Source organism: Ligilactobacillus sp. LYQ135 (genome assembly GCF_053711055.1).
Genome location: NZ_JBSJYT010000002.1, coordinates 160,637 through 179,882 on the forward strand (window position 1 = coordinate 160,637; position 19,246 = coordinate 179,882).

At 32.3% G+C, this 19,246-nt stretch carries 19 protein-coding genes; 1 reads left to right on the forward strand and 18 read right to left on the reverse strand.

Annotation, left to right across the window (positions count from 1 at the left end):
• Positions 1-145: 145 nt before the first annotated feature.
• The 14 genes from ACWCL1_RS02720 to ACWCL1_RS02785 all read right to left on the reverse strand — a co-directional run bounded on the left by ACWCL1_RS02720 (position 146) and on the right by ACWCL1_RS02785 (position 13,374).
• The gene (locus ACWCL1_RS02720; protein ID WP_454545402.1) at positions 146-928 is read right to left on the reverse strand and encodes a YlmH family RNA-binding protein; all 783 of its coding nucleotides are present in this window, start codon (positions 926-928) and stop codon (positions 146-148) included.
• A gap of 4 nt (positions 929-932) precedes the next feature.
• Positions 933-1,187: a YggT family protein gene (locus ACWCL1_RS02725; RefSeq protein WP_454545541.1), complete on the reverse strand. Its 255-nt coding sequence runs from the start codon at positions 1,185-1,187 to the stop codon at positions 933-935.
• A 15-nt stretch (positions 1,188-1,202) separates the two neighbouring features.
• Positions 1,203-1,634, reverse strand: coding sequence for a cell division protein SepF (locus ACWCL1_RS02730; protein ID WP_454545403.1), 432 nt, complete (start codon positions 1,632-1,634; stop codon positions 1,203-1,205).
• Positions 1,635-1,651: 17 nt separating this feature from the next.
• Entirely contained in the window at positions 1,652-2,905 is a 1,254-nt protein-coding gene (gene ftsZ, locus ACWCL1_RS02735; protein WP_454545404.1) for a cell division protein FtsZ, read from the reverse strand.
• 38 nt (positions 2,906-2,943) lie between these two features.
• Positions 2,944-4,293 carry a cell division protein FtsA gene (gene ftsA / locus ACWCL1_RS02740; RefSeq protein WP_454545405.1) on the reverse strand — a complete coding sequence of 450 codons (1,350 nt, stop codon included), beginning with the start codon at positions 4,291-4,293 and terminating at the stop codon, positions 2,944-2,946.
• 128 nt (positions 4,294-4,421) lie between these two features.
• A complete protein-coding gene (locus ACWCL1_RS02745; protein WP_454545406.1) occupies positions 4,422-5,270 on the reverse strand; it encodes a cell division protein FtsQ/DivIB in 849 nt (282 codons plus the stop codon).
• A 17-nt stretch (positions 5,271-5,287) separates the two neighbouring features.
• Positions 5,288-6,382: an undecaprenyldiphospho-muramoylpentapeptide beta-N-acetylglucosaminyltransferase gene (gene murG / locus ACWCL1_RS02750; RefSeq protein ID WP_454545407.1), complete on the reverse strand. Its 1,095-nt coding sequence runs from the start codon at positions 6,380-6,382 to the stop codon at positions 5,288-5,290.
• The gene (gene murD / locus ACWCL1_RS02755) at positions 6,379-7,758 is read right to left on the reverse strand and encodes a UDP-N-acetylmuramoyl-L-alanine--D-glutamate ligase (protein WP_454545408.1); all 1,380 of its coding nucleotides are present in this window, start codon (positions 7,756-7,758) and stop codon (positions 6,379-6,381) included. The genes murG and murD overlap by 4 nt, the downstream gene beginning before the upstream one ends.
• A 19-nt stretch (positions 7,759-7,777) precedes the next feature.
• The gene (gene mraY / locus ACWCL1_RS02760) at positions 7,778-8,731 is read right to left on the reverse strand and encodes a phospho-N-acetylmuramoyl-pentapeptide-transferase (protein ID WP_454545542.1); all 954 of its coding nucleotides are present in this window, start codon (positions 8,729-8,731) and stop codon (positions 7,778-7,780) included.
• Positions 8,732-8,756: 25 nt separating this feature from the next.
• On the reverse strand, positions 8,757-10,910 hold the full coding sequence (locus ACWCL1_RS02765) for a penicillin-binding protein (RefSeq protein WP_454545409.1): 2,154 nt from the start codon (positions 10,908-10,910) through the stop codon (positions 8,757-8,759).
• Positions 10,910-11,269, reverse strand: a complete 360-nt coding sequence (ftsL, locus tag ACWCL1_RS02770) for a cell division protein FtsL (RefSeq protein ID WP_454545410.1) — start codon at positions 11,267-11,269, stop codon at positions 10,910-10,912. Before ftsL ends, ACWCL1_RS02765 begins: the two co-directional genes overlap by 1 nt.
• A 24-nt stretch (positions 11,270-11,293) precedes the next feature.
• Complete coding sequence (rsmH, locus tag ACWCL1_RS02775) at positions 11,294-12,244, reverse strand: 16S rRNA (cytosine(1402)-N(4))-methyltransferase RsmH (protein ID WP_454545411.1); 951 nt, start codon at positions 12,242-12,244, stop codon at positions 11,294-11,296.
• A 9-nt stretch (positions 12,245-12,253) separates the two neighbouring features.
• On the reverse strand, positions 12,254-12,685 hold the full coding sequence (gene mraZ, locus ACWCL1_RS02780; RefSeq protein ID WP_454545412.1) for a division/cell wall cluster transcriptional repressor MraZ: 432 nt from the start codon (positions 12,683-12,685) through the stop codon (positions 12,254-12,256).
• 329 nt (positions 12,686-13,014) lie between these two features.
• Positions 13,015-13,374, reverse strand: a complete 360-nt coding sequence (locus ACWCL1_RS02785) for a DUF3397 domain-containing protein (RefSeq protein ID WP_454545413.1) — start codon at positions 13,372-13,374, stop codon at positions 13,015-13,017.
• Positions 13,375-13,524: 150 nt separating this feature from the next.
• Between ACWCL1_RS02785 and ACWCL1_RS02790 the strand changes: the two genes are divergently transcribed.
• Positions 13,525-13,647, forward strand: coding sequence for a DUF4044 domain-containing protein (locus ACWCL1_RS02790; protein WP_454545414.1), 123 nt, complete (start codon positions 13,525-13,527; stop codon positions 13,645-13,647).
• A 21-nt stretch (positions 13,648-13,668) separates the two neighbouring features.
• Here ACWCL1_RS02790 and ACWCL1_RS02795 read toward each other — a convergent pair whose 3' ends face one another.
• From ACWCL1_RS02795 to asnB, 4 genes are all read right to left on the reverse strand, one after another.
• Positions 13,669-14,379 carry an aspartate/glutamate racemase family protein gene (locus tag ACWCL1_RS02795; RefSeq protein ID WP_454545415.1) on the reverse strand — a complete coding sequence of 237 codons (711 nt, stop codon included), beginning with the start codon at positions 14,377-14,379 and terminating at the stop codon, positions 13,669-13,671.
• Between the two features lie 5 nt (positions 14,380-14,384).
• Complete coding sequence (locus tag ACWCL1_RS02800) at positions 14,385-15,641, reverse strand: carboxylate--amine ligase (RefSeq protein WP_454545416.1); 1,257 nt, start codon at positions 15,639-15,641, stop codon at positions 14,385-14,387.
• A complete protein-coding gene (locus ACWCL1_RS02805) occupies positions 15,634-17,178 on the reverse strand; it encodes a UDP-N-acetylmuramoyl-L-alanyl-D-glutamate--2,6-diaminopimelate ligase (RefSeq protein WP_454545417.1) in 1,545 nt (514 codons plus the stop codon). The genes ACWCL1_RS02800 and ACWCL1_RS02805 overlap by 8 nt, the downstream gene beginning before the upstream one ends.
• Positions 17,179-17,289: 111 nt before the next feature.
• Positions 17,290-19,176, reverse strand: coding sequence for an asparagine synthase (glutamine-hydrolyzing) (gene asnB, locus ACWCL1_RS02810; protein WP_454545418.1), 1,887 nt, complete (start codon positions 19,174-19,176; stop codon positions 17,290-17,292).
• Positions 19,177-19,246 lie beyond the last annotated feature (70 nt).

Genomic DNA, 19,246 nt, shown 5'->3' on the forward strand with positions numbered 1-19,246 from the left:
AAAGATATTTTTCACAATTAACGCTAAGTAAGAGTTAAAAGCACTTATATTTACATAATTTTACGTTAAATTATTGATTAAAAATATCTCTAAATTAAAGCGATCTGCTTATCATTCATTCTACCATTAAAACAATCTTTTAGAATTATTTTTTTATAATTGAAAGCAATACTTTAAATTTTTGTTTGCGAGTTTGTCCTATTACGTCATCCAACCGAATTCTTCCAAACCTACGTACTGAAATGATATCCAGTTTATCCACTAAATAATCTGGCTTATTAATGTTTGTCCAGTTAACTTGTACTTTAGAATTATTAATTAACTCTTTAGTACGCGTACGTGATATATGATATGCATTTGAAACTAAATTATCTAATCTCAAAGATGAAGTTAACAACGTTAATTGTTCCCATGCATTCACTGGATTTAAAACCAAATTTAATGATTGTGCTTCCATTTTAACGTTGACTTTACCAATATGAGTAATTTGATCAATTAAAAATCGACTAATTTTAGTTTCAGTAAGAACTTGCCAGTTTTGGCCATCAGTGATGATATCTCCAATCACATCACGCCGAATCCCAGAATTAGCCAAAGTCCCTAAAATCTGACCATGATGTAAATTAGCAAATTTAATTGGATATTTTATTTCTAGCAAAGCTAATTCAAAGTCGCTTTTTTCATATTGATAATAATTAGGATAAAAAATCACCCGTTTACGATCAGCGTGATGATAACCACCAAAACTTGCCATCTTAATTTCAAACTGACTGCCAATTAATGTTTGAGCAATGAATCTTTCACGTGGATTAAAAAAATCCGTTAAAATGGGTTGATAATTCAATTGAGCTTTAGCAATTAACTCGCCAATTTTATCAATAGTTTCACGTTCGTCCGCTTTAAAATGTTGATAAACATTCTCATTCATAATTTTATGCACCAAATAAAATTCGAATAATATAAACTAATCCATATTCAACAAATTGTAAAACAAATAATGCAACAATTGGTGAAAAGTCAATATTAAAAATTGGCGGAATAAAGTGAAATAAGTCTAGAAAAGGTTCAACTATGCGACTTAAAAAATAACCAAATTTTGTTTGAATAGCACCTGGAAACCAAGTCATCAAACAATATACAACAATTGCTAAGGTATACAAATTAAACAATGCACTTATTATAGCTATCACTTTTCACTCCTATTAGAAATCTCGAATTTTAGTTGACTCCATAAGCATTCCTTCTACTGAAAAGTCTGCTGGAGTACATAGAAAAATTTCTTCACCAATACGTTTAACATCACCATTAATGGCAAATACAACACCTGATAAAAAATCAACAATCCGATGGGCTTGTTGATCATCCATTCGACTAAAATTCACAATTGTGGCTTGACCATCAAGTAATCTAGTTGAAATTTGCTTTACATCAGAAAACATCCGTGGCTCAAATAACATAATTTTCTTTTGGATATTTTCATTTTTTCCAACAATTGACATTATTTTACTATTCCGTTGATTTCCTTGAGGAACTTCATTTTCCGATTTATTTATTTGATTATTATCATAATAATCTTCCGTTGCTATCCCATCTTCTCCATTGAAAAAACGATTAATTTTTTCAGCTAGCGACATGATTCAAGCCTCCTTTATTATTTACGACGGTGGCGTAAGAATGGTGGCATGCTGTCATCATCATCATCACTATAATTAGTATTTGATGAATCTGATCCAAATACATCAAAGTCTTTCTTTTCTACATTATCAAAATTGTTGCGTTGAGATGAACTAGGACGAAGATTGTTATCATTCATCTCTGTAGTAATGTCCCAATCAGCCAATGGATCGTTATTACGTTGACTATTACTATTTGAAACTGATTGATTTTGTGAAGCAGAATTATTTAAAATTCCATTTGACATAGATGATTTAGTTACACTTTTACGTGTATTCCGCTTTTTATCAATACCTGTAGCAATTACAGTAACCACAACTTCATCTTCTAAGTTTTCATTAATTGATGTACCAAAAATGATATTAACATCACTTGAAGCGGCATTTGTTACAATTTCAGAAGCTGTTTGCGCTTCAAACAAGCTCAAATCAGGCCCTCCTGTAATATTTAACAAGACTTGTTCAGCACCATCAATTGATACTTCTAATAATGGAGATGAAATTGCTTTTTTAGTTGCTTCTTCAATTCTATTTTCACCATTTGCAGAACCAATTCCCATCAATGCAGAACCTTTATCTTTCATCACAGTAGTTACATCCGCAAAATCAAGGTTAACGTAACCTGGTGAAGTAATTAAGTCAGTAATTCCTTGAACACCTTGACGTAAAACATTATCTGCTTCTTGGAATGCTTGTAACATTGGAGTTTTCTTATCAACAATTTCAAGCAAACGATTATTAGCAATAATAATTAATGTATCAACGTGTTCTTTCATTTTTTGAACACCTTCAGCAGCAAAACGTGCACGCTTTGGTCCTTCAAATGAGAACGGACGAGTTACAACACCAACTGTTAAGGCACCCATTTCTTTAGCAATCTTAGCAATCACTGGAGCAGCTCCTGTTCCTGTTCCACCACCCATACCAGCAGTTACAAAGATCATATTTGCTCCTTGTAAGGCTTCTGAAATTTGGCTTTCACTTTCTTCAGCTGCCTTTTCACCAACATCTGGATTAGCACCAGCACCTAAGCCACTTGTTAATTTAGGTCCTAATTGAATTTTTGTTTCTGCATTTGAGTTCTTTAAAGCTTGAACATCTGTATTAGCTGCAATAAATTCAACACCTTTTACATCTTCTGAAATCATTCGGTTTACGGCGTTACCACCAGCACCACCAACACCAATAACTTTGATGTTGGCTTTGTTGTTTTCATCTACTTCGTAGTCCATTTAGTTCTCCTCCGTTGTATATTAAATTCCATCCTTAACTAATCAAAGAAATTGTTAAATTTATCTTTGAATGAAGAAAAAATATTTGTCTGTTTCTTTGGCTTTTCAGCTTTTTGTGTTTGTCCTTGTTTTGGTTGAGTCTTTGTACTCTTCAGATTAGTTGTTTTCTTAACTGGTTTCATTGAAGGGGCTGATACTTCTTGATTTGAAGTATCAATATTTGTCAAAGTACTTTTTACAACCATATTAATTTCATTTTGATGAGTTGTATCCTCAATCAAGCCAATCACTTGAGAGAATTGAGGTGCCCGTAAATTCATTTCTTGAGGATAGAAAACCTTTACTGGAACACCAAAAATTTCTTGGGCTAACTCAGTTACACCTTGCAAAGCAGCCATTCCACCAGTTAGAACAACTCCACCTGGTAATTGGAAAGCATTAATACTTCCTAAAGCTTGCTTAATTTTTTCGAAAATTTGACGCATGCGTGCTTCAATGATTTCTGAAAGATATTCTTCAGTCACCATCTCATCTTCTTGCTGACCAACAACTTCAACAGGAATTGAATCTTCTGCTGAAGCCATTTCAGCCAACGCATAGCCATAATTTCTCTTTAATGTTTCTGCGTTTTCAAATGAAGTGTTTAACACAATTGAAATGTCGCGAGTTACATAATCGCCGCCTTCTTGATCAACATATGTGTACTTCACTTTATGATCATGTACAACAGCAGCAGTTGTTTGTCCACCACCTAAATCGATCAAAACCGCTCCAAAGTCCTGTTCAGCATCACTTAAGGCATATTTTGACAACGCAATTGGTGCAACTACAATATCTTGAATTTTAAGTCCTGCTTTTTGTACACATTTACGAATATTGTGTAATATCGTCTTTGGACCTGTGTACATTACACCTTGCATTTCTAACCTAACGCCCATCATCCCACGTGGATCTTTAATGTTGTCAATATCATCAACGAAAAATTCGTCTGGAACAACATCAATAACATCACGTTCAGGTGGAAGATTTTGCACTAACGCTGCACGTGTGACTTCATGAACATCTTCATTAGTAATCTCAGTTGAATTTCCATCTTGACCATTAACAGCAATCATTCCCTTGCAGCGTTGAATTTGAAGCATATTTGCAGGAACTCCTACCGTTACACTGTCAATTTCAATATTGGCTTTTTGTTCGGCTTGTTTTATAGTTTCTTTAATTGTAGCAACCACTTGATCAATGTCTACAATCACACCTCTAGACAAGCCTGCAGAATGCGAATTACCATAGCCAATGATATTTAACTGGCCATTGAGATACTCAGCAATAACGACTTTGATCGAGGTTGTTCCGATGTCCAATCCTACGTAAATTCCAGAATTTTCCACCTTATAATCCTCCAATCCAGTTACTTTTTATTATTATTCAAGAAAATATCTTAATATTTAAATTTTAACACATCAATACACTATTTTACTACCTTCAATCAAGGATTTCATCTTCTTTTTGATAAATATTAATTTTTATCTTTATCATATGGATATGAATATGCTCCGACTTCTAAATCAACTACTCCTTTATAGTCCATCTTAGATACAATGCTTGGATAATACTGCATTTTTTGAGCAAAATTTTGAGTGGTTGCAATTACTTGATTGCCATCATTCATATATAATTTTACTTTTCCTGGATCAGCTTTAGTTGGCTCCAAATGGATTTCAGAAATACTTTTTTTCAAATTAGGTGATAGTTGATCAAACTGTTTAGTCATTTCCTTTAGTTCATCATTATTTTTGAAATTATAAAATACAGGATAATTCCCTGAAGGATTATCAGAACCATAACTGTCAATCATTCCTGATGAAGTAAGTTTATAGTATTTATTTCTTTTGACTACAAAACCAATTGTAGGATATTCCTCAATATCAATTTCAACGTGACTACCATTATATTTAATAGTAGCTTTTTTTACTGACGGAACTTTTTTATGGATGCGTTCTTCAATCTTGTCAGTTTGTGGCCAAACTCCAACAAGTGATTCATAGTAATGTAAATCACTTGCCTTTACAACTGCTAAACGCGTTTCCGTATCCTTAGTATTAACTGTTACTGATAGTATCCGACTAAAAGGTAAAATAAAAAATAGTGAAGCAGCAAAGATTACTCCAAATACACTCATTAATATAATCGTTCCTTTGGCTAATCTTTGCTTTCTTAAATTGTTTGTCCGGGGTAATTTTTTTGCAAAAGAACGTGCATCCACTTTTTTCTTTTTAGTTTTTAATTGCTGTTGTCGCTTTTTCTGAGCTTGTTCCCATGGAGTTAACGCTTCTTTTGTTTTTCTTATTTTAAATGATTTTCGCATTTTCTATGCCCCTATCATTATTTGCTAATTAAATCTTCTAATACATTATATAAGCGATCAGCAGCATCTCTTACTCCTACTTGATAAGCACTTTGAGCCATTTTTTGCCGGAGTTTTTCATCATTCATTAAATCATTAACTTTTGTTGCTAAAGTAGTGCCATTCAAGTCACTTTCTTTAATCATTTCAGCTGCATTTTTATTCACCAAACTCATTGCATTTTTTGTTTGATGATCCGCAGTTACATATGGACTTGGAATTAAAATTGAAGGAATTCCTAAGGCTGTGATTTCAGCTAAACTAGTTGCTCCCGCACGACCTACAATTAAATCAATTTCCGGTAAAAGTTGTGGCATATCCGCAATATAAGGTTCAATTACTACATTATCTGGAATTTGCATTCCAGATGCCTTTTTCATAATTGCATCATAATGTACTCGCCCAGTAACAAATAAAACTTGAAAATCTTTATCAGCAAATGATTTAGCTGCTTCTAATGCAGATTGATTGATTTTTTCTGCACCTCTAGAACCACCAAATATCAAAACTGTTCTTTTGTCATCACTTAAATGATATCGCTTTAATCGATTTTGTTTTGTTATATGAGCAACTTGTTGAGCACGCGGATTTCCTGTAAACACAACTTTCTTTGCAGGAAAAGCAGCTCTCACATCATCAAAACAAATTGCCACTTTGTTTGTAAAATGGCTTAAAAATTTATTAGTTACTCCTGCAACACTATTTTGCTCATGAATAACCGTTGGAATGTGCATTTGTGCAGCAGCAAAAACAACTGATCCACAAACATAACCACCTGTTCCCACAACAACATCTGGTTTAAACTCTTTAATTATTTTTTTTGAAGCTTGAATGCTTTTTAAAAATAAGTAAACTGTCTTAAAATTTTCTAGTGATAATGAACGTTTAAACCCTTGAATTTCAATCGTTTTAAAATCAATTCCTGCATCAGGAACAATGCGACTTTCTAGCCCCTTTTTTGTTCCAACATATAAAAATTTTGAAGAAGGTTCTTTTGCTTTAATTTCTTCAATTAATGCCAATGCAGGATAAATGTGACCGCCTGTTCCGCCACCAGAAACAAGTATTCTCATTGTTTTTCCCTCCACTGTTCTTCTAATTTTTCAACTGCTTCAATATATTTATCACCACGAACTTCAAATGTAGGCCATTGATCCCAGCTAGCACAAGCAGGTGAGAGTAAAATAACATCGCCTTTATGGCTTAAATCATAAGCAAGTGGCACAGCTGTAACTACATTTTTTGTTTTCATTATTTGTTTAATCCCTGCTTTTTTTGCTGCATTTGCTAATAAATCAGCGGTCTGTCCAAATACTATCATAGCAGCAACATGTTCTTTTAATACAGGAACTAATTCATCAAATGTATACCCACGATCTAATCCACCTGCAAGCAACACAACGGGTTCTTTAAATCCAGACAATGCTTTTAAAGTTGCTTCCGCATTAGTTGCTTTAGAATCATTATAAAATTTTCTTTCATTAAATGTTGTTACATATTGAGTTCGATGACGTACTCCCGTAAAGTTTTTTAAAATAGTTATAATATTGTCTGTTGATTGCCCCATTATTTTAGCAACGGCAATTGCTGCAAGTGCATTTTCAATATTATGTGTACCTGGAGCTTGAAGATCATTTACATTGATAATTTTTTCATCACGATAATATAAATAATCTCCCTCTTGATATGCACCTTTTGTACTTTGCTTTGTTCTTGAGAATGGAATAATTTGAGCCTTAGATTGTTTACTTAAAACTTGCCATTCTTTTTCATCCCAATTAACTATAAAATAATCATCTTCGGTTTGATTCATTGTAATCCGCATCTTAGCATCAACATAGTTTTGCCGTGATCCATGCCAATCAGTATGAGCCTCATAAATATTAGTCAATACCGCAATATGTGGATGCAAATCAGTAATTCCCATTAACTGAAAACTTGACAACTCTGTCACCATGACATCATCTTTAGTAGCCTTTTGGGCAATTTCCGTAGTAGGAATCCCAATATTTCCGGCTGCATAAACTTTTCCTTGAGAACGTCCATAATTTAACATTGCAGTTATCAATGTTGTCGTTGTTGTTTTTCCGTTAGTTCCCGTAATTGCAACCATCGGGCTTTCCAGTACTTCATAGGCTAATTCTGGTTCAGTAATAACTTTAATTTCTTTTTCCAATGCTTTTTTTACAAGTGGATTACTATATGGAACAACAGGATTTTTTACAACTACATCAACTTGATCAACTAAATTTAAAGGATGTGATCCTATCACAACTTTTGCTCCCAAGCTTTCAAGTTCATTAACTTGTTGCATATTTGGTGTGTTCGTTTTGTCATTAACGGTTACATTAGCACCTAATTTAATCAACAGTTTTGCAGAGTTCACACCACTTTTTCCTAATCCAATGACTAGTACATTTTTATTTTGATACGAATCAATTTTCTTCATATATACTAAACTTCCTTAATTACAAAATCACTGCTAATGAAATCCCAGCAGCAATTAATCCAACTAACCAAAAGACAATATCGATTTTCCACTCATTCCAGCCACACATTTCAAAATGATGATGAATTGGACTCATTTTAAAAATACGCTTACCGGTTAGCTTGAATGATGTTACTTGTAAAATTACACTGGCAGTTTCAATTACAAAGATAATCCCAATAATTAATAATGATAATTCATGGTGAACTAAAATTGAAACAGCTGCTAAAGCACCACCTAACGCTAATGATCCCATATCACCCATAAAAATTTTAGCTGGTTTATGGTTGAAGAATAGGAAAGCTACTAACGCTCCCATTACAGATATACAGAAGATCAAAATTCCATATTGTTTCTGAGCCCAAGCAATTACTGCGTATGCACCAAAAGCAATAATTGATTGTCCGGCAACTAAGCCATCAATCCCATCTGTTAAGTTAACTGCATTTGAAAAGCCTACTAACCAGAACATTACAAATAATACAAAGACAAATCCTAAATTGATTTCATGACCGAAAAATGAGATTGAAAATGGTAGTCCTTCAAAATGATAAACCATCAAAAAGATGATTCCACCTAAAATTTGACCCGCTAATTTTTGCCATGGTTTCAATCCCTCATTTTGCTTTTTCCACAATTTAATTGAATCATCCCAAAAACCAAGAAATCCATATAGAATTAAAATAAAGTCTAATATCAAAACATTTGGATTCAAACAATTAAACATCCAAGGAACAAGAATAGCGGTAAAAATAATTACAAAATTAAATACAAACCCGCCCATTGTAGGAGTTCCGGATTTTTTTTCATGCCATTTTGGTCCCTCTTCACGAATCATTTGTCCTTGATTTTTTCTATGTGCATAGTTGATAAAAAGCGGTAAAAATATCGCCGTTAAGATTAAACTCATAAAAAATGGAACTAGTAATTTCATAAATGTCATTTCTCAATCTCCTTGTCTATTGCAGTGCAATATTAACTTGTTGGTTTTTCTTTACTGCAGTATTTGCGGAAACGCTTTGTGACTTAACAAATCCTGAACCATCAAAATGTACTTTGATTCCAAGCATATTTGCAAGTGTAGTAACATCATTTCTTGACCATCCAGTCATATCTGGGATTGTCTCTGTACCATTAGTTACTAAAATAACTTTAGATCCTTTCATGATTGTTTGGCCTGCAGAAACTGATTGTTTATCAATTTTTACACCATTTCCACATACAATTACATTTGCATCAATTTTCTCTAGTTGTTTCTTCGCAGTTTCTACACTTAATCCTTTTACATTTGGTACTTCATTATTAGTAGCACCGGTTCCTTTAGTTGAATCATCATCTAATGTTTGTTTTAACATTGGATTAAAAATCGTTGCTAGCATTTTAGTAGCTGAGCCTTCGCTTCCAAAGGTTTGCGGTTGTTGCATTGTAACATATAAAATATATTTTGGATCGTTTAATGGTGCCATCCCTGCAACTGAGAAAATATAATTAGTTTCACCTGTCATATATCCTCCACCTTTTGGATTAGCAATTTGAGCTGTCCCCGTTTTTACTCCAACATTATATCCATCAATTTTATATGCTTGTCCTGTACCATTCTTATCAGTGATAACTTCACCCATCATTTCACGAACTTTTTTCGCCGTAGATGCAGTTACTGGATGACCAACTACTTTACGCTTAGATTTATATACTGTTTTTCCATTATTTGGATTAACAATTTTTTTAACTAATCTTGGCTGAACCATTGTACCATCATTAGCAATTGCAGTAAATCCTTGCATCATTTGCATTACTGTAACATCAATACTTTGACCATATGCCGTATTAGCTTGATCAATTGGATAGGTATATCCAATGTATCCTTTTGCTTCATTTCCTAATCCAGGAGCATCAACTGGTTTTAAAAAGCCAAATGCTTTTAAATATCTTAACCAACGTTTAGATCCCATTTGTTGTTCTAAATGGGCCATCCCTACATTTGATGAACGAATGAACGCTTGACGATAAGTGATTGTTCCCCATCCCGATCGATTCCAATCATATACATAAGCACCATCAATATTATATTTTCCTGAATCAAAAGTTGCATTTTCATTATATATACCACTATTAATTGCGGCTGCCATTGAAAAAATCTTCATGGCAGAACCTGGTTCATAAGTAGATTCTGTCAAATTATTTGTCCATGCAGAATTTAATCCTGTTTTAGTTTCCGGATTAAAGGTTGGCCGTTGACTTGCAGCAATAATTTCACCCGTTTTAGCGTTCATCAAGACCGCATTTATGTTTTTTGGATGATAAGCATTTTGAGCTTTTGTCAATAAAGTTTCAAGATAATTTTGTAAGTGACTATCTAAAGTTGTATAAATATTATCACCATTTTTTACTGGCCGAGCAACTGATTTTGTCCATGGTAATTTAGTTCCTACACTATCTGTTTTCTCACTTTTAACACCATTTTTACCTGAAAGTAACGAGTTATATTCTTTTTCCAATCCCATAATTCCCACTAATTTATCATTTTCATTTTCAGCAATTCCAATTAAGTGGGACGCAAATGTTCCATTAGGATAAAGGCGTGCTTGTGATGGAGTAAATTCAATTCCTGTAATATTGGCTTCTTGGATTCTTTTTTTTGTTTCCAATGAAATGTTTTTACCTGCAGATCCTAACTCAACTTGATATACATTTGAATTTTTAGGTGAAAGAATCTTTTTAACTTCCGAATAAGATGTTCCTAAGTTTTCACTAAGTACTTTAGCAGCCTTATTTTTATCTGAGTCTTTCAAGTAAGCCGGTTTACCATCATATGTACGTGCTTCTTTTGAAAGAACAACATAAACAGAGTAAGTCGTCGTATCCTCTGCCACTACTTGATTATTAGCATCATAAATTGTTCCACGTTTTGCTTTGATTTCTGTACGTTTAGCATACAACTGCTCTACTTTTTCTTTTAGGTTGACACCATCTGCCCGATGAAAAATGCCGACATAAAAAAAGCGGAGGATAATCAATACAAAAACACTAAGAACAATGAAAAAGACAACTTTTCCAAACTTTTTACTATCTTCTGTATTTTCTTTTATCTCGCGCTTATTTTGATTATTCATTATTTAGTTACATTCCTTGTATTTTGTTCATTCAATGACAATCCATCTTTTTTTGCAATTCCAGTTAAGCGACTTCGACTTGATAATTCGCTAACTTCTTGTTTAATATTAGAATTTTTGTTATTCAATGTTGTAATTTTAGTAGTTACATCTTGAAAATTACTTTGAGCAGTATTCAAATTAGTTGAGGATGCAATTGTTAAACAACCTAGCACTGTGATCCATCCTAAAGATGTACAAATCGCTAATCGTTCTCTTCTTTTGTACTTTCTTTTTTGAATTTCAAGTGCTGAAACTTGTTGATTATTTTTTTGTCTTTGTTCTGTTTGTTTAACAATTTTCCGTGCTGCTTGAGCCATTATTTATTCACAACCTTATCTATCCTATTTTTTTATTCTTTCAATTACACGTAACTTCGCAGAATGTGCCCGATGATTTGATTGAATTTCGGCATCTGTAGGTATAATTGGTTTTTTAGTAACCAATTTGTATTCAACCTGAAATTCATCTGGAATCACTGGTAATCCTGGTGGTAAGTCTTTAATTTGACTATTTTCTTTAAAAATATTTTTTACAAGTCGATCTTCCAATGATTGAAATGTGATCACACTAATCCTGCCATTTATCTTTAGCAAATCTAATGCATTTTCAAGTGATTCTTCTAAAGCTCCAAGCTCATCATTAACAGCAATTCTTAATGCTTGAAAAACTTTTTTAGCAGGGTGCCCGCCTTTACGACGTGCTTTTGCTGGAATTCCAGCTTTAATCAATTGAACTAATTGAGTAGTTGTTTCAATTGGTTCTTTTTGTCTTGCTTGCTCAATTTTTCGTGCAATTAATTTTGCAAAACGTTCTTCACCATATCTTGAAAAAATTCGTACAAGATCATTAAATGACCACTCATTAACGATTTCTTTCGCAGTCAATGATCGCGTTTGGTCCATGCGCATATCTAATTGTGCATCTAACTTATAACTAAAACCACGACTAGCAACATCAAACTGAGGTGATGATACTCCTAAATCATATACAATTCCATCAACAGCAGTTACCCCCCAATTATTTAAGGCCTGCTTAATATTACGAAAATTATTTTTAATTAAAACTAATTTTCCTTTGTCAATTTCAGTGGCTAATTGTTGTTGATTGTAATCAATTGCTGTTTGATCTTGATCAAATGAATATAATCTCCCACTATCATTTAATTGAGATAGTATTTTTTGGGTATGTCCACCACCACCAAGGGTACAATCAACATAAACGCCATTTGGCTTAATATTTAATTGTTCAACAGCTTCATTTAATAAAACTGTTATATGATTAAATGTTGTCATATGTACTCCTTAAAATTCAAAATCAATCATATTTTCAGCAATTTCATCAAAGTTTTCTTCCGCTTCATCTGTAAATGATTCCCACCGTTTTTCTGCCCAAATTTCAATTCGGTTTGAAACGCCAACAATCACACATTTTTTATCTAATGCAGCATGCTCACGAAGTGTTTTGGGAACATTAATTCTTCCCTGTTTATCAAAATCACTTTCCGTCGCAGCTGAATAAAAAAAACGAACAAATGAACGCGCATCGCGTTTATTTAAAGGTAATTTTTTAAGATTTTCTTCTAAAACTCGCCATTCACTCATTGGATATCCAAACAAACATCCATCCAACCCGCGCGTGATTACGAAATCACTTCCAAGTTGTTCACGAAATTTCGCTGGAATAATTAATCGACCTTTTGCATCGATTGAATGTTTGAATTCACCCATGAACACGAGCTTTCACCACCTTCCCAATTACCTCTATGAAACATCTTACCACATTCCCCCACTTTCAACCACCTAGTATTTAAGAAAAACCACTTTAAAAAGGTTAAATTTATATTACAAAATATTTTTACATTAAAAATACCGTCATATCAACAATTGTATTCTTATTATTAAGGATTTAAAGAGTGGGGATTAGGTGGGAAGTAAGCAAGATATTTGACAAATTATCTTAGTATAGTGGTTAAAAATCATAAAATGTGATCCCACGTGGCTAATAAAAGAGGCTGTGACTTACGCCACAGCCTCTTTCAACTTCAATTTTTCTAATTTAATATTTAAAAAATTGATAAAATTTTAAATATTAACAAAATGATATAAGTAGCAAATATTAATAAATCTGCTACTCGCCAAAACCGAATTAAAAATTTTTTATAAATAATCTGTCCTTCCAAGGTTGCATATAAAATTGTCATTGCTAATCCATATGCCGAAAGCGCACAAATTAAAAATGGAATAATTGATAATCCAATTAAATTTTGTGATAAAAAGTGAATTGCAACTAATAAAAATAAACTAAATATATCTAGCACTTTAAATCGTGGAAATTTTTTATATAATATTTTCTTATTCAAAAAAGATAATACGATCCACACTAATATTAAAATCAATAGTTGAATATACCATTCTTTTATCATCCAAAAACCTCATTCGCTTCAAAAATAACTCATTGTTTAATTATATAAGCTATTATGTAAATTTTCAATTTACCACCTTCCTCAAATTGACATTTACTGATTATAAAATGTATAGTAGTTTTGTATATTGAATTTAAAGGATGATTTATTGTGGCAAAGAAAAAGAAAGAAAAAAAATCAACATTTCAAAAGATCACTATGGTTGTTGTTTGGTTAATGCTTATTTTTACAATTGGAGCAGTTATTTTAGGTTCTGTAAGTGCATTTATGTAAAAAAATAAGAGGCAATACCTCTTATTTTTTTTGTAATTTCAATGCTTTTTCTAATGTTCTTTCAACTAAAACAATTTGCCCATCAATAATTGGCATATCATCAATTGGCTCGCGTTCTTGTGCTAATGACAACTCTGTACAACCTAAAATAACTACATCTGCATTCATTTCATTAAGCATTGTTGCCACAAGTCCATGGAATAACTGCCGATCAACATAATTATGTTCTTTAATGTCAGTATAAATCAATTCATTAACTTTTGCTTGAATACTGTCAGTTGGGCCGACATACTCATATCCGGCTTTTTTAATCTCATTTTCATATACATGATCAACAATCGTTCCGTGCGTTGCTAACAATCCAATTCTTTTTACATTAGGATATTTTTTACCAATTTCTTTGACCGCTTCACGTGGCATGTGCAAAATTGGAATATCTGTAAGTTTTTGCAAATCATCATAAAAATAATGAGCTGTATTACATGGTAATGTAAAAAAGTCTGGTTTCAGTGTTGCTTGTTGTTTAATATCTTCTGCTAAAGAAGGATAAGGACTTGGTTTAGTATTATCCAATAAATACGTTGTTCTATCTGGAACAGTTGCGTGATTTACTAAAATATAATTTAAGTAGTCCTGATCTTGATGAGCAACAATTCTTTTATTTAATTGATGGATATAACTTTCTGTTGCCATTGTTCCCATGCCACCAATAATTGTAAAAAAGTTTTTCATTAAACTCATCCTTTGTTTTCATTAAAGTAACGCTTAAAGTTCTTTTTATAGTTATGTTCCATCCATTTTAATAATGCCCAGCGTTTTGGATTCATATCTTTATCATAACGATATGTCATCCCATAGCGTTTATGATCAATTAAATCCAAGGCCCGTTCTTTATCACCATTTTGGCGAGCATATTTCTTAAATACGCTCACTGGAACACCTAACCATAACTGGTGCTTATTAGCATCTTTATTACCATAAACCGTTGGTGCATCTTTTAATTCATGTGTAACATAATCTTTCACAACCCAAGAAGCTAAATTGTAACCATTTAAAGTTACAAAGAAACTACTTCTTCCTTGACGTAAATTAATTTCAAAAAGTTTATAAGTATTATCACGTGAATCATACTTCATGTCAAAATTAGCATAACCCGTAAATTTAATTTCTTCTAAAAACTTTTGGAATCGTTGGTAAATATCTTTATTGTATTCCGGCAAAATCGCAACATAATTTCCAATTGCTGCTGGAGATGGATCTTCTAGTAATGGATGTCCCAAACACATCATTTTTACATGGTGATCTTGATCAACATATGCATTTAAAACACGCATATTACTATCATCACCTGGAATAAAGTCTTGCAAAATAAAATCAGACTGATATCCATTTGTATATGCTTGTTGTAAAATTTTATCTAATTCTGGACGCGATTTAATTCGATAAGCTTTTTTACGTCCTTCAAAATGAATATCTACCCATTCTACACTGTTCGATGGTTTTAATGCCACAGGATAATCAAAGGGTTGTTCAATTGGATCTTTACTTTCCCACATTTCCTTTGTAATTACCTTAGTTTTAGGATATGGTAAATCATATTGATCACAAATTTTATAAAATGATTCTTTTTTGTTTAACTTACTTAAAAGATCATAATCAATGTATGGACAAATAAAGACATCTGAAAGCTCATCTTTATGTTTAGAAATTAACTCTGCATAACCATCGCCACATCCAATTAAAATAACTGGTTCTTCGTGGCCTTTATATCTTTCCTTAATTTTCAGCATATTTTCAATCCAAGTTGGATCATCTGAAAAACCATCAATTAATTCAAGATCAACAATCTTAGTAAAGCGTGTAGGCGCTAAGGGTTGCTCAGCAAACGCCTTTACAGGCTTATTGGTTAATTCATAAAATGAACGCGCCATTCCGTAAACATTAAAATCGCTTCCTAATAAAACTGGTGTAAAATTTGGTAACTTATTATTCATCTTCTAATCCTTCCACAATTTTTTTTGCAACATTTAAATCATTTGGATATGGAGTATCAACTCCATTAATTTTTTGATACTTGTCTTCACCTTTTCCTGCTAAAACAACTACATCAGAAGGTTTACTCATCATAATTGCTTTTTTTATTGCTTTTTGGCGATCAAGTTCAAATTCAACTTTAACTTTAGTGTGATCAATGTGTTGATCAATTTCTTTTGCAATTTTCATTGGATCTTCAAAGCCCGGATCATCACTTGTTAAAATTGCAATATCAGCTCCCTCACTTAAAGCTTTGCCAAAGCCTTCTCGCCGAGAAACTCCCTTATTTCCAGTTGATCCTACAACTACAATCAACCGCTTTACTTTTGTTTGTGCTTTTAAAAATTCTAATAATGCATGCAAACTTGCATAGTTATGTGCATAGTCAATGTAAATTAATCCATGTTTTTTAGTATGCACCATTTCCATTCTACCAGCAACTTTAACAGTTTCTAATCCAACTTGAGCATTTTCCTTAGTTGCCTTGGCTAAAAGTGATGAAATAATTGCTGCTGCGGCATTGCCTTCATTATAATCTCCTGGAATGGTAATTGTATAATTATCTTCTAAATTCAGTTTTTTCGCTTTATTAGTTAAAGCCACTAACTTAAACTGATTACTAATCAAAGTTTCTTCAATATTTTCAACTTTAATATCAATAGTATTGCCATCTGGTAATTGTTTTTTATTTAAATGAGTATAAGTATATAAAGCTGAACTTTCCACATCTGATTTAGCAGCATAGTATACTTCTTCAAAATAGTTTGTATCTGCATTTAATAAACAAATTTTAGAGTTAGCAAATAATTGTTTTTTACAAAAAAGATAATCTTCAAAAGTGGGATGCTCATTTTCGCCAACATGATCAGGTGAAATATTTAAGAAAATTCCAACATCAAAAGTCAAACCAAATACCCGACTTTTTTTATATGCTTGAGAAGAAACTTCCATTACCAAATGAGTCATTCCATTATCAATGGCCGCACGCATATCATGATATAAATCAAGTGATTCTGGCGTTGTTAAGTTAGATTTAAAAGTATCTTCAGCTTTGGGACCAATTACTCGATCAACTGTAGAAAATAAAGCAGTACGGTGTTGGAGTGCTTGGTCTAAAATTCCTTTAGTAAAGTATGCACTTGTAGTTTTTCCTTTAGTTCCAGTGATTCCGATAATAAACAATTCATTTTGTGGATATTTATAATACGCTGCGCTTAATAAAGCCATTGCTTTTTGTACATCTGAAACAATTAAATATGCCACCTTTGAATTAGTTTCATATTTTGTTTCCGCAATATATCCGGTTGCACCATTTTGAAGTGCATTTATTAAATACTCTTCTTTGAAATTTCCCTTACAAAAAAATAAAGTATTAGCTTTTACTTTTCTGGAATCATATGCAATTTCATCAAAAGATTCTTGATTACCATTAAATGATTCTTTTAGTAAATTATGCTCTTCTAAAATGATTTTTGCTTCTTCTAAACAAAGCGCCATTCTCTCCACCTTCACTTAACATAGACTTCTTCATATTATTATTTCATATTTTAAAACGAAAATAAACCGAATGGACTTAATTAATTAAAATAATTCCACTCGGTTTATTTTTTAATCTAATGATTGTGTATATTGAACTTTATCAATTGTGTCTGCATTTGTATCTTCTGGGAAATATACTTGGTACCATAAAATAAAAGTATAAATTGTGAAAATCTTTTGCATACTTGATTTCCCATTAATATGTTCTTGAAGTACATCTAATAAGGCATCTGTATCAAAGAATTTCTTTGCCACATCAGAAGTAAATGCATCTTCAATTCGTTTTCTAAACTTATCTTCTTTAATCCATGAAGCAATTGGAGATGGGAATCCTAGTTTTTCCTTCTTGGCAACTCGATCTGGTAATTCAGATTCAGCTGCTTTTCTAAAGGAAACCTTAGTTTCATCTCCTTTAATCCGCGTATTGATTGGCATCGTTGACGCAAACTCAGCTACTTTTTTATCAACTAATGGCGTACGCACTTCAAGTGAGTTAGCCATACTCATCCGATCTGCTTTATGTAAAATGTCGTATGGAAGCCATGTATTAATATCAAAGTATTGTTCTTGAGTCATTTCATCTTTATTAGCAACTTCATCAAAAATATGCTTTGTGTATGTTCCTGTGTCTAAATTAAGACTTTTATCTTTTAAAATCTTATTACGTTCATCATAATTATAAACGTAATTTACTCGATAATAACGTTCATACAACGGTTGTGCTCCACGTTCTAAAAAACGTTTTCCATGGAAACGTGGTAAACCAGAAACAGCTTTAGCCATTGCATTTCTTAAGAAATGTGGAACGGCTTTTTGATATTTTTCAAATGGACGTGCTTCTAAGTAAGTATTATATCCACCAAAGAATTCGTCTGCTCCCTCACCTGATAAAGCAACTTTAACATGTTTACTAGTTTCTTTAGATAAATAGTAAAGTTGCATTGCAGAAGGATTAGATAATGGTTCATCCATGTAATACATAATTGTTGGCAAGATATCAAAGTAATCATTACCATCCATTGTAATCCGTGTATTTTTTTGACCAATTTCATTTGCAAAACGCGTTGACCAGTCTAATTCACTATACTTAGAATTATTAAATCCAAGAGAAAATGATTGCACTGGTTTAATTTTAGCAGCTTCATTTAATACAAAACTAGAATCAACTCCACTTGATAAGAAACTTCCAACCTCAACGTCAGCTACCATGTGAGCCTTAACTGATTCATCAACAATTCCCTTAATTTTTTCGGCATCTTGATCAATCGTTTGATTTTTATCAATGTGATCATAGTTAAATTTATAATATTGATAAATTTCAGTATTACCATCTCGATGAATAAAGTATTGACCTGGTAATAATTTATATACATGTTTAAACATTGTATCTTTTGATGGAATAAATTCAAAACTTAAGTGAACTGGCAAAAGTTTTTCATTAAACTCTTTAACAAATTTTGGATGATCTAAAAATGTTTTAATTTCCGATCCCCATAAAAATGCTTTTCCATCATCATAGTAATATAATGGCTTAATTCCAAAGTGGTCACGTGCACCAAAAATTTCATTTTTTTCTTGATCATAAATTACGAATGCATACATTCCACGTAACTTATCAAGTAACTTTGCTCCCCATGCATCATACCCATGAAGTAGTATTTCGGAATCAACATCTGTCTTAAATTCATATCCTAATTTAATTAATTCTTCACGAATTTCCTTATAATTATAAATTTCACCATTAAATGTTAATACTTTAGTTTGTTGAGGATTAATCATTGGTTGACGTCCATGGTCCAAATCAATGATTGATAATCTTCTAAATCCCATTGCAACATTTTCATCTGTAAAATATCCATAATCATCTGGACCACGATGTTTAATTCGATTAGCCATATGAACGATTGTATCTTCTGGAATATCTGTTTGGTTCACATATCCAACAAATCCGCACATATATAAACACCCTTTCTTAGTTAATTTCTATATCAATTTACTTCACTAGCACTTATCATTGTATCATACT

What these genes read in the sequence shown, in the direction of transcription:
- ACWCL1_RS02745 (WP_454545406.1), bottom strand. Translation starts at nt 5,270, where the DNA reads ATGCGAAAATCATTTAAAATAAGAAAAACAAAAGAAGCGTTAACTCCA.
- ACWCL1_RS02800 (WP_454545416.1), bottom strand. Translation starts at nt 15,641, where the DNA reads ATGAATAATAAGTTACCAAATTTTACACCAGTTTTATTAGGAAGCGAT.
- mraY (WP_454545542.1), bottom strand. Translation starts at nt 8,731, where the DNA reads ATGAAATTACTAGTTCCATTTTTTATGAGTTTAATCTTAACGGCGATA.
- ACWCL1_RS02730 (WP_454545403.1), bottom strand. Translation starts at nt 1,634, where the DNA reads ATGTCGCTAGCTGAAAAAATTAATCGTTTTTTCAATGGAGAAGATGGG.
- murD (WP_454545408.1), bottom strand. Translation starts at nt 7,758, where the DNA reads ATGAAGAAAATTGATTCGTATCAAAATAAAAATGTACTAGTCATTGGA.
- ftsZ (WP_454545404.1), bottom strand. Translation starts at nt 2,905, where the DNA reads ATGGACTACGAAGTAGATGAAAACAACAAAGCCAACATCAAAGTTATT.
- ACWCL1_RS02795 (WP_454545415.1), bottom strand. Translation starts at nt 14,379, where the DNA reads ATGAAAAACTTTTTTACAATTATTGGTGGCATGGGAACAATGGCAACA.
- ACWCL1_RS02805 (WP_454545417.1), bottom strand. Translation starts at nt 17,178, where the DNA reads ATGGCGCTTTGTTTAGAAGAAGCAAAAATCATTTTAGAAGAGCATAAT.
- ACWCL1_RS02785 (WP_454545413.1), bottom strand. Translation starts at nt 13,374, where the DNA reads ATGATAAAAGAATGGTATATTCAACTATTGATTTTAATATTAGTGTGG.
- asnB (WP_454545418.1), bottom strand. Translation starts at nt 19,176, where the DNA reads ATGTGCGGATTTGTTGGATATGTGAACCAAACAGATATTCCAGAAGAT.
- ACWCL1_RS02720 (WP_454545402.1), bottom strand. Translation starts at nt 928, where the DNA reads ATGAATGAGAATGTTTATCAACATTTTAAAGCGGACGAACGTGAAACT.
- ACWCL1_RS02765 (WP_454545409.1), bottom strand. Translation starts at nt 10,910, where the DNA reads ATGAATAATCAAAATAAGCGCGAGATAAAAGAAAATACAGAAGATAGT.
- rsmH (WP_454545411.1), bottom strand. Translation starts at nt 12,244, where the DNA reads ATGACAACATTTAATCATATAACAGTTTTATTAAATGAAGCTGTTGAA.
- ftsL (WP_454545410.1), bottom strand. Translation starts at nt 11,269, where the DNA reads ATGGCTCAAGCAGCACGGAAAATTGTTAAACAAACAGAACAAAGACAA.
- murG (WP_454545407.1), bottom strand. Translation starts at nt 6,382, where the DNA reads ATGAGAATACTTGTTTCTGGTGGCGGAACAGGCGGTCACATTTATCCT.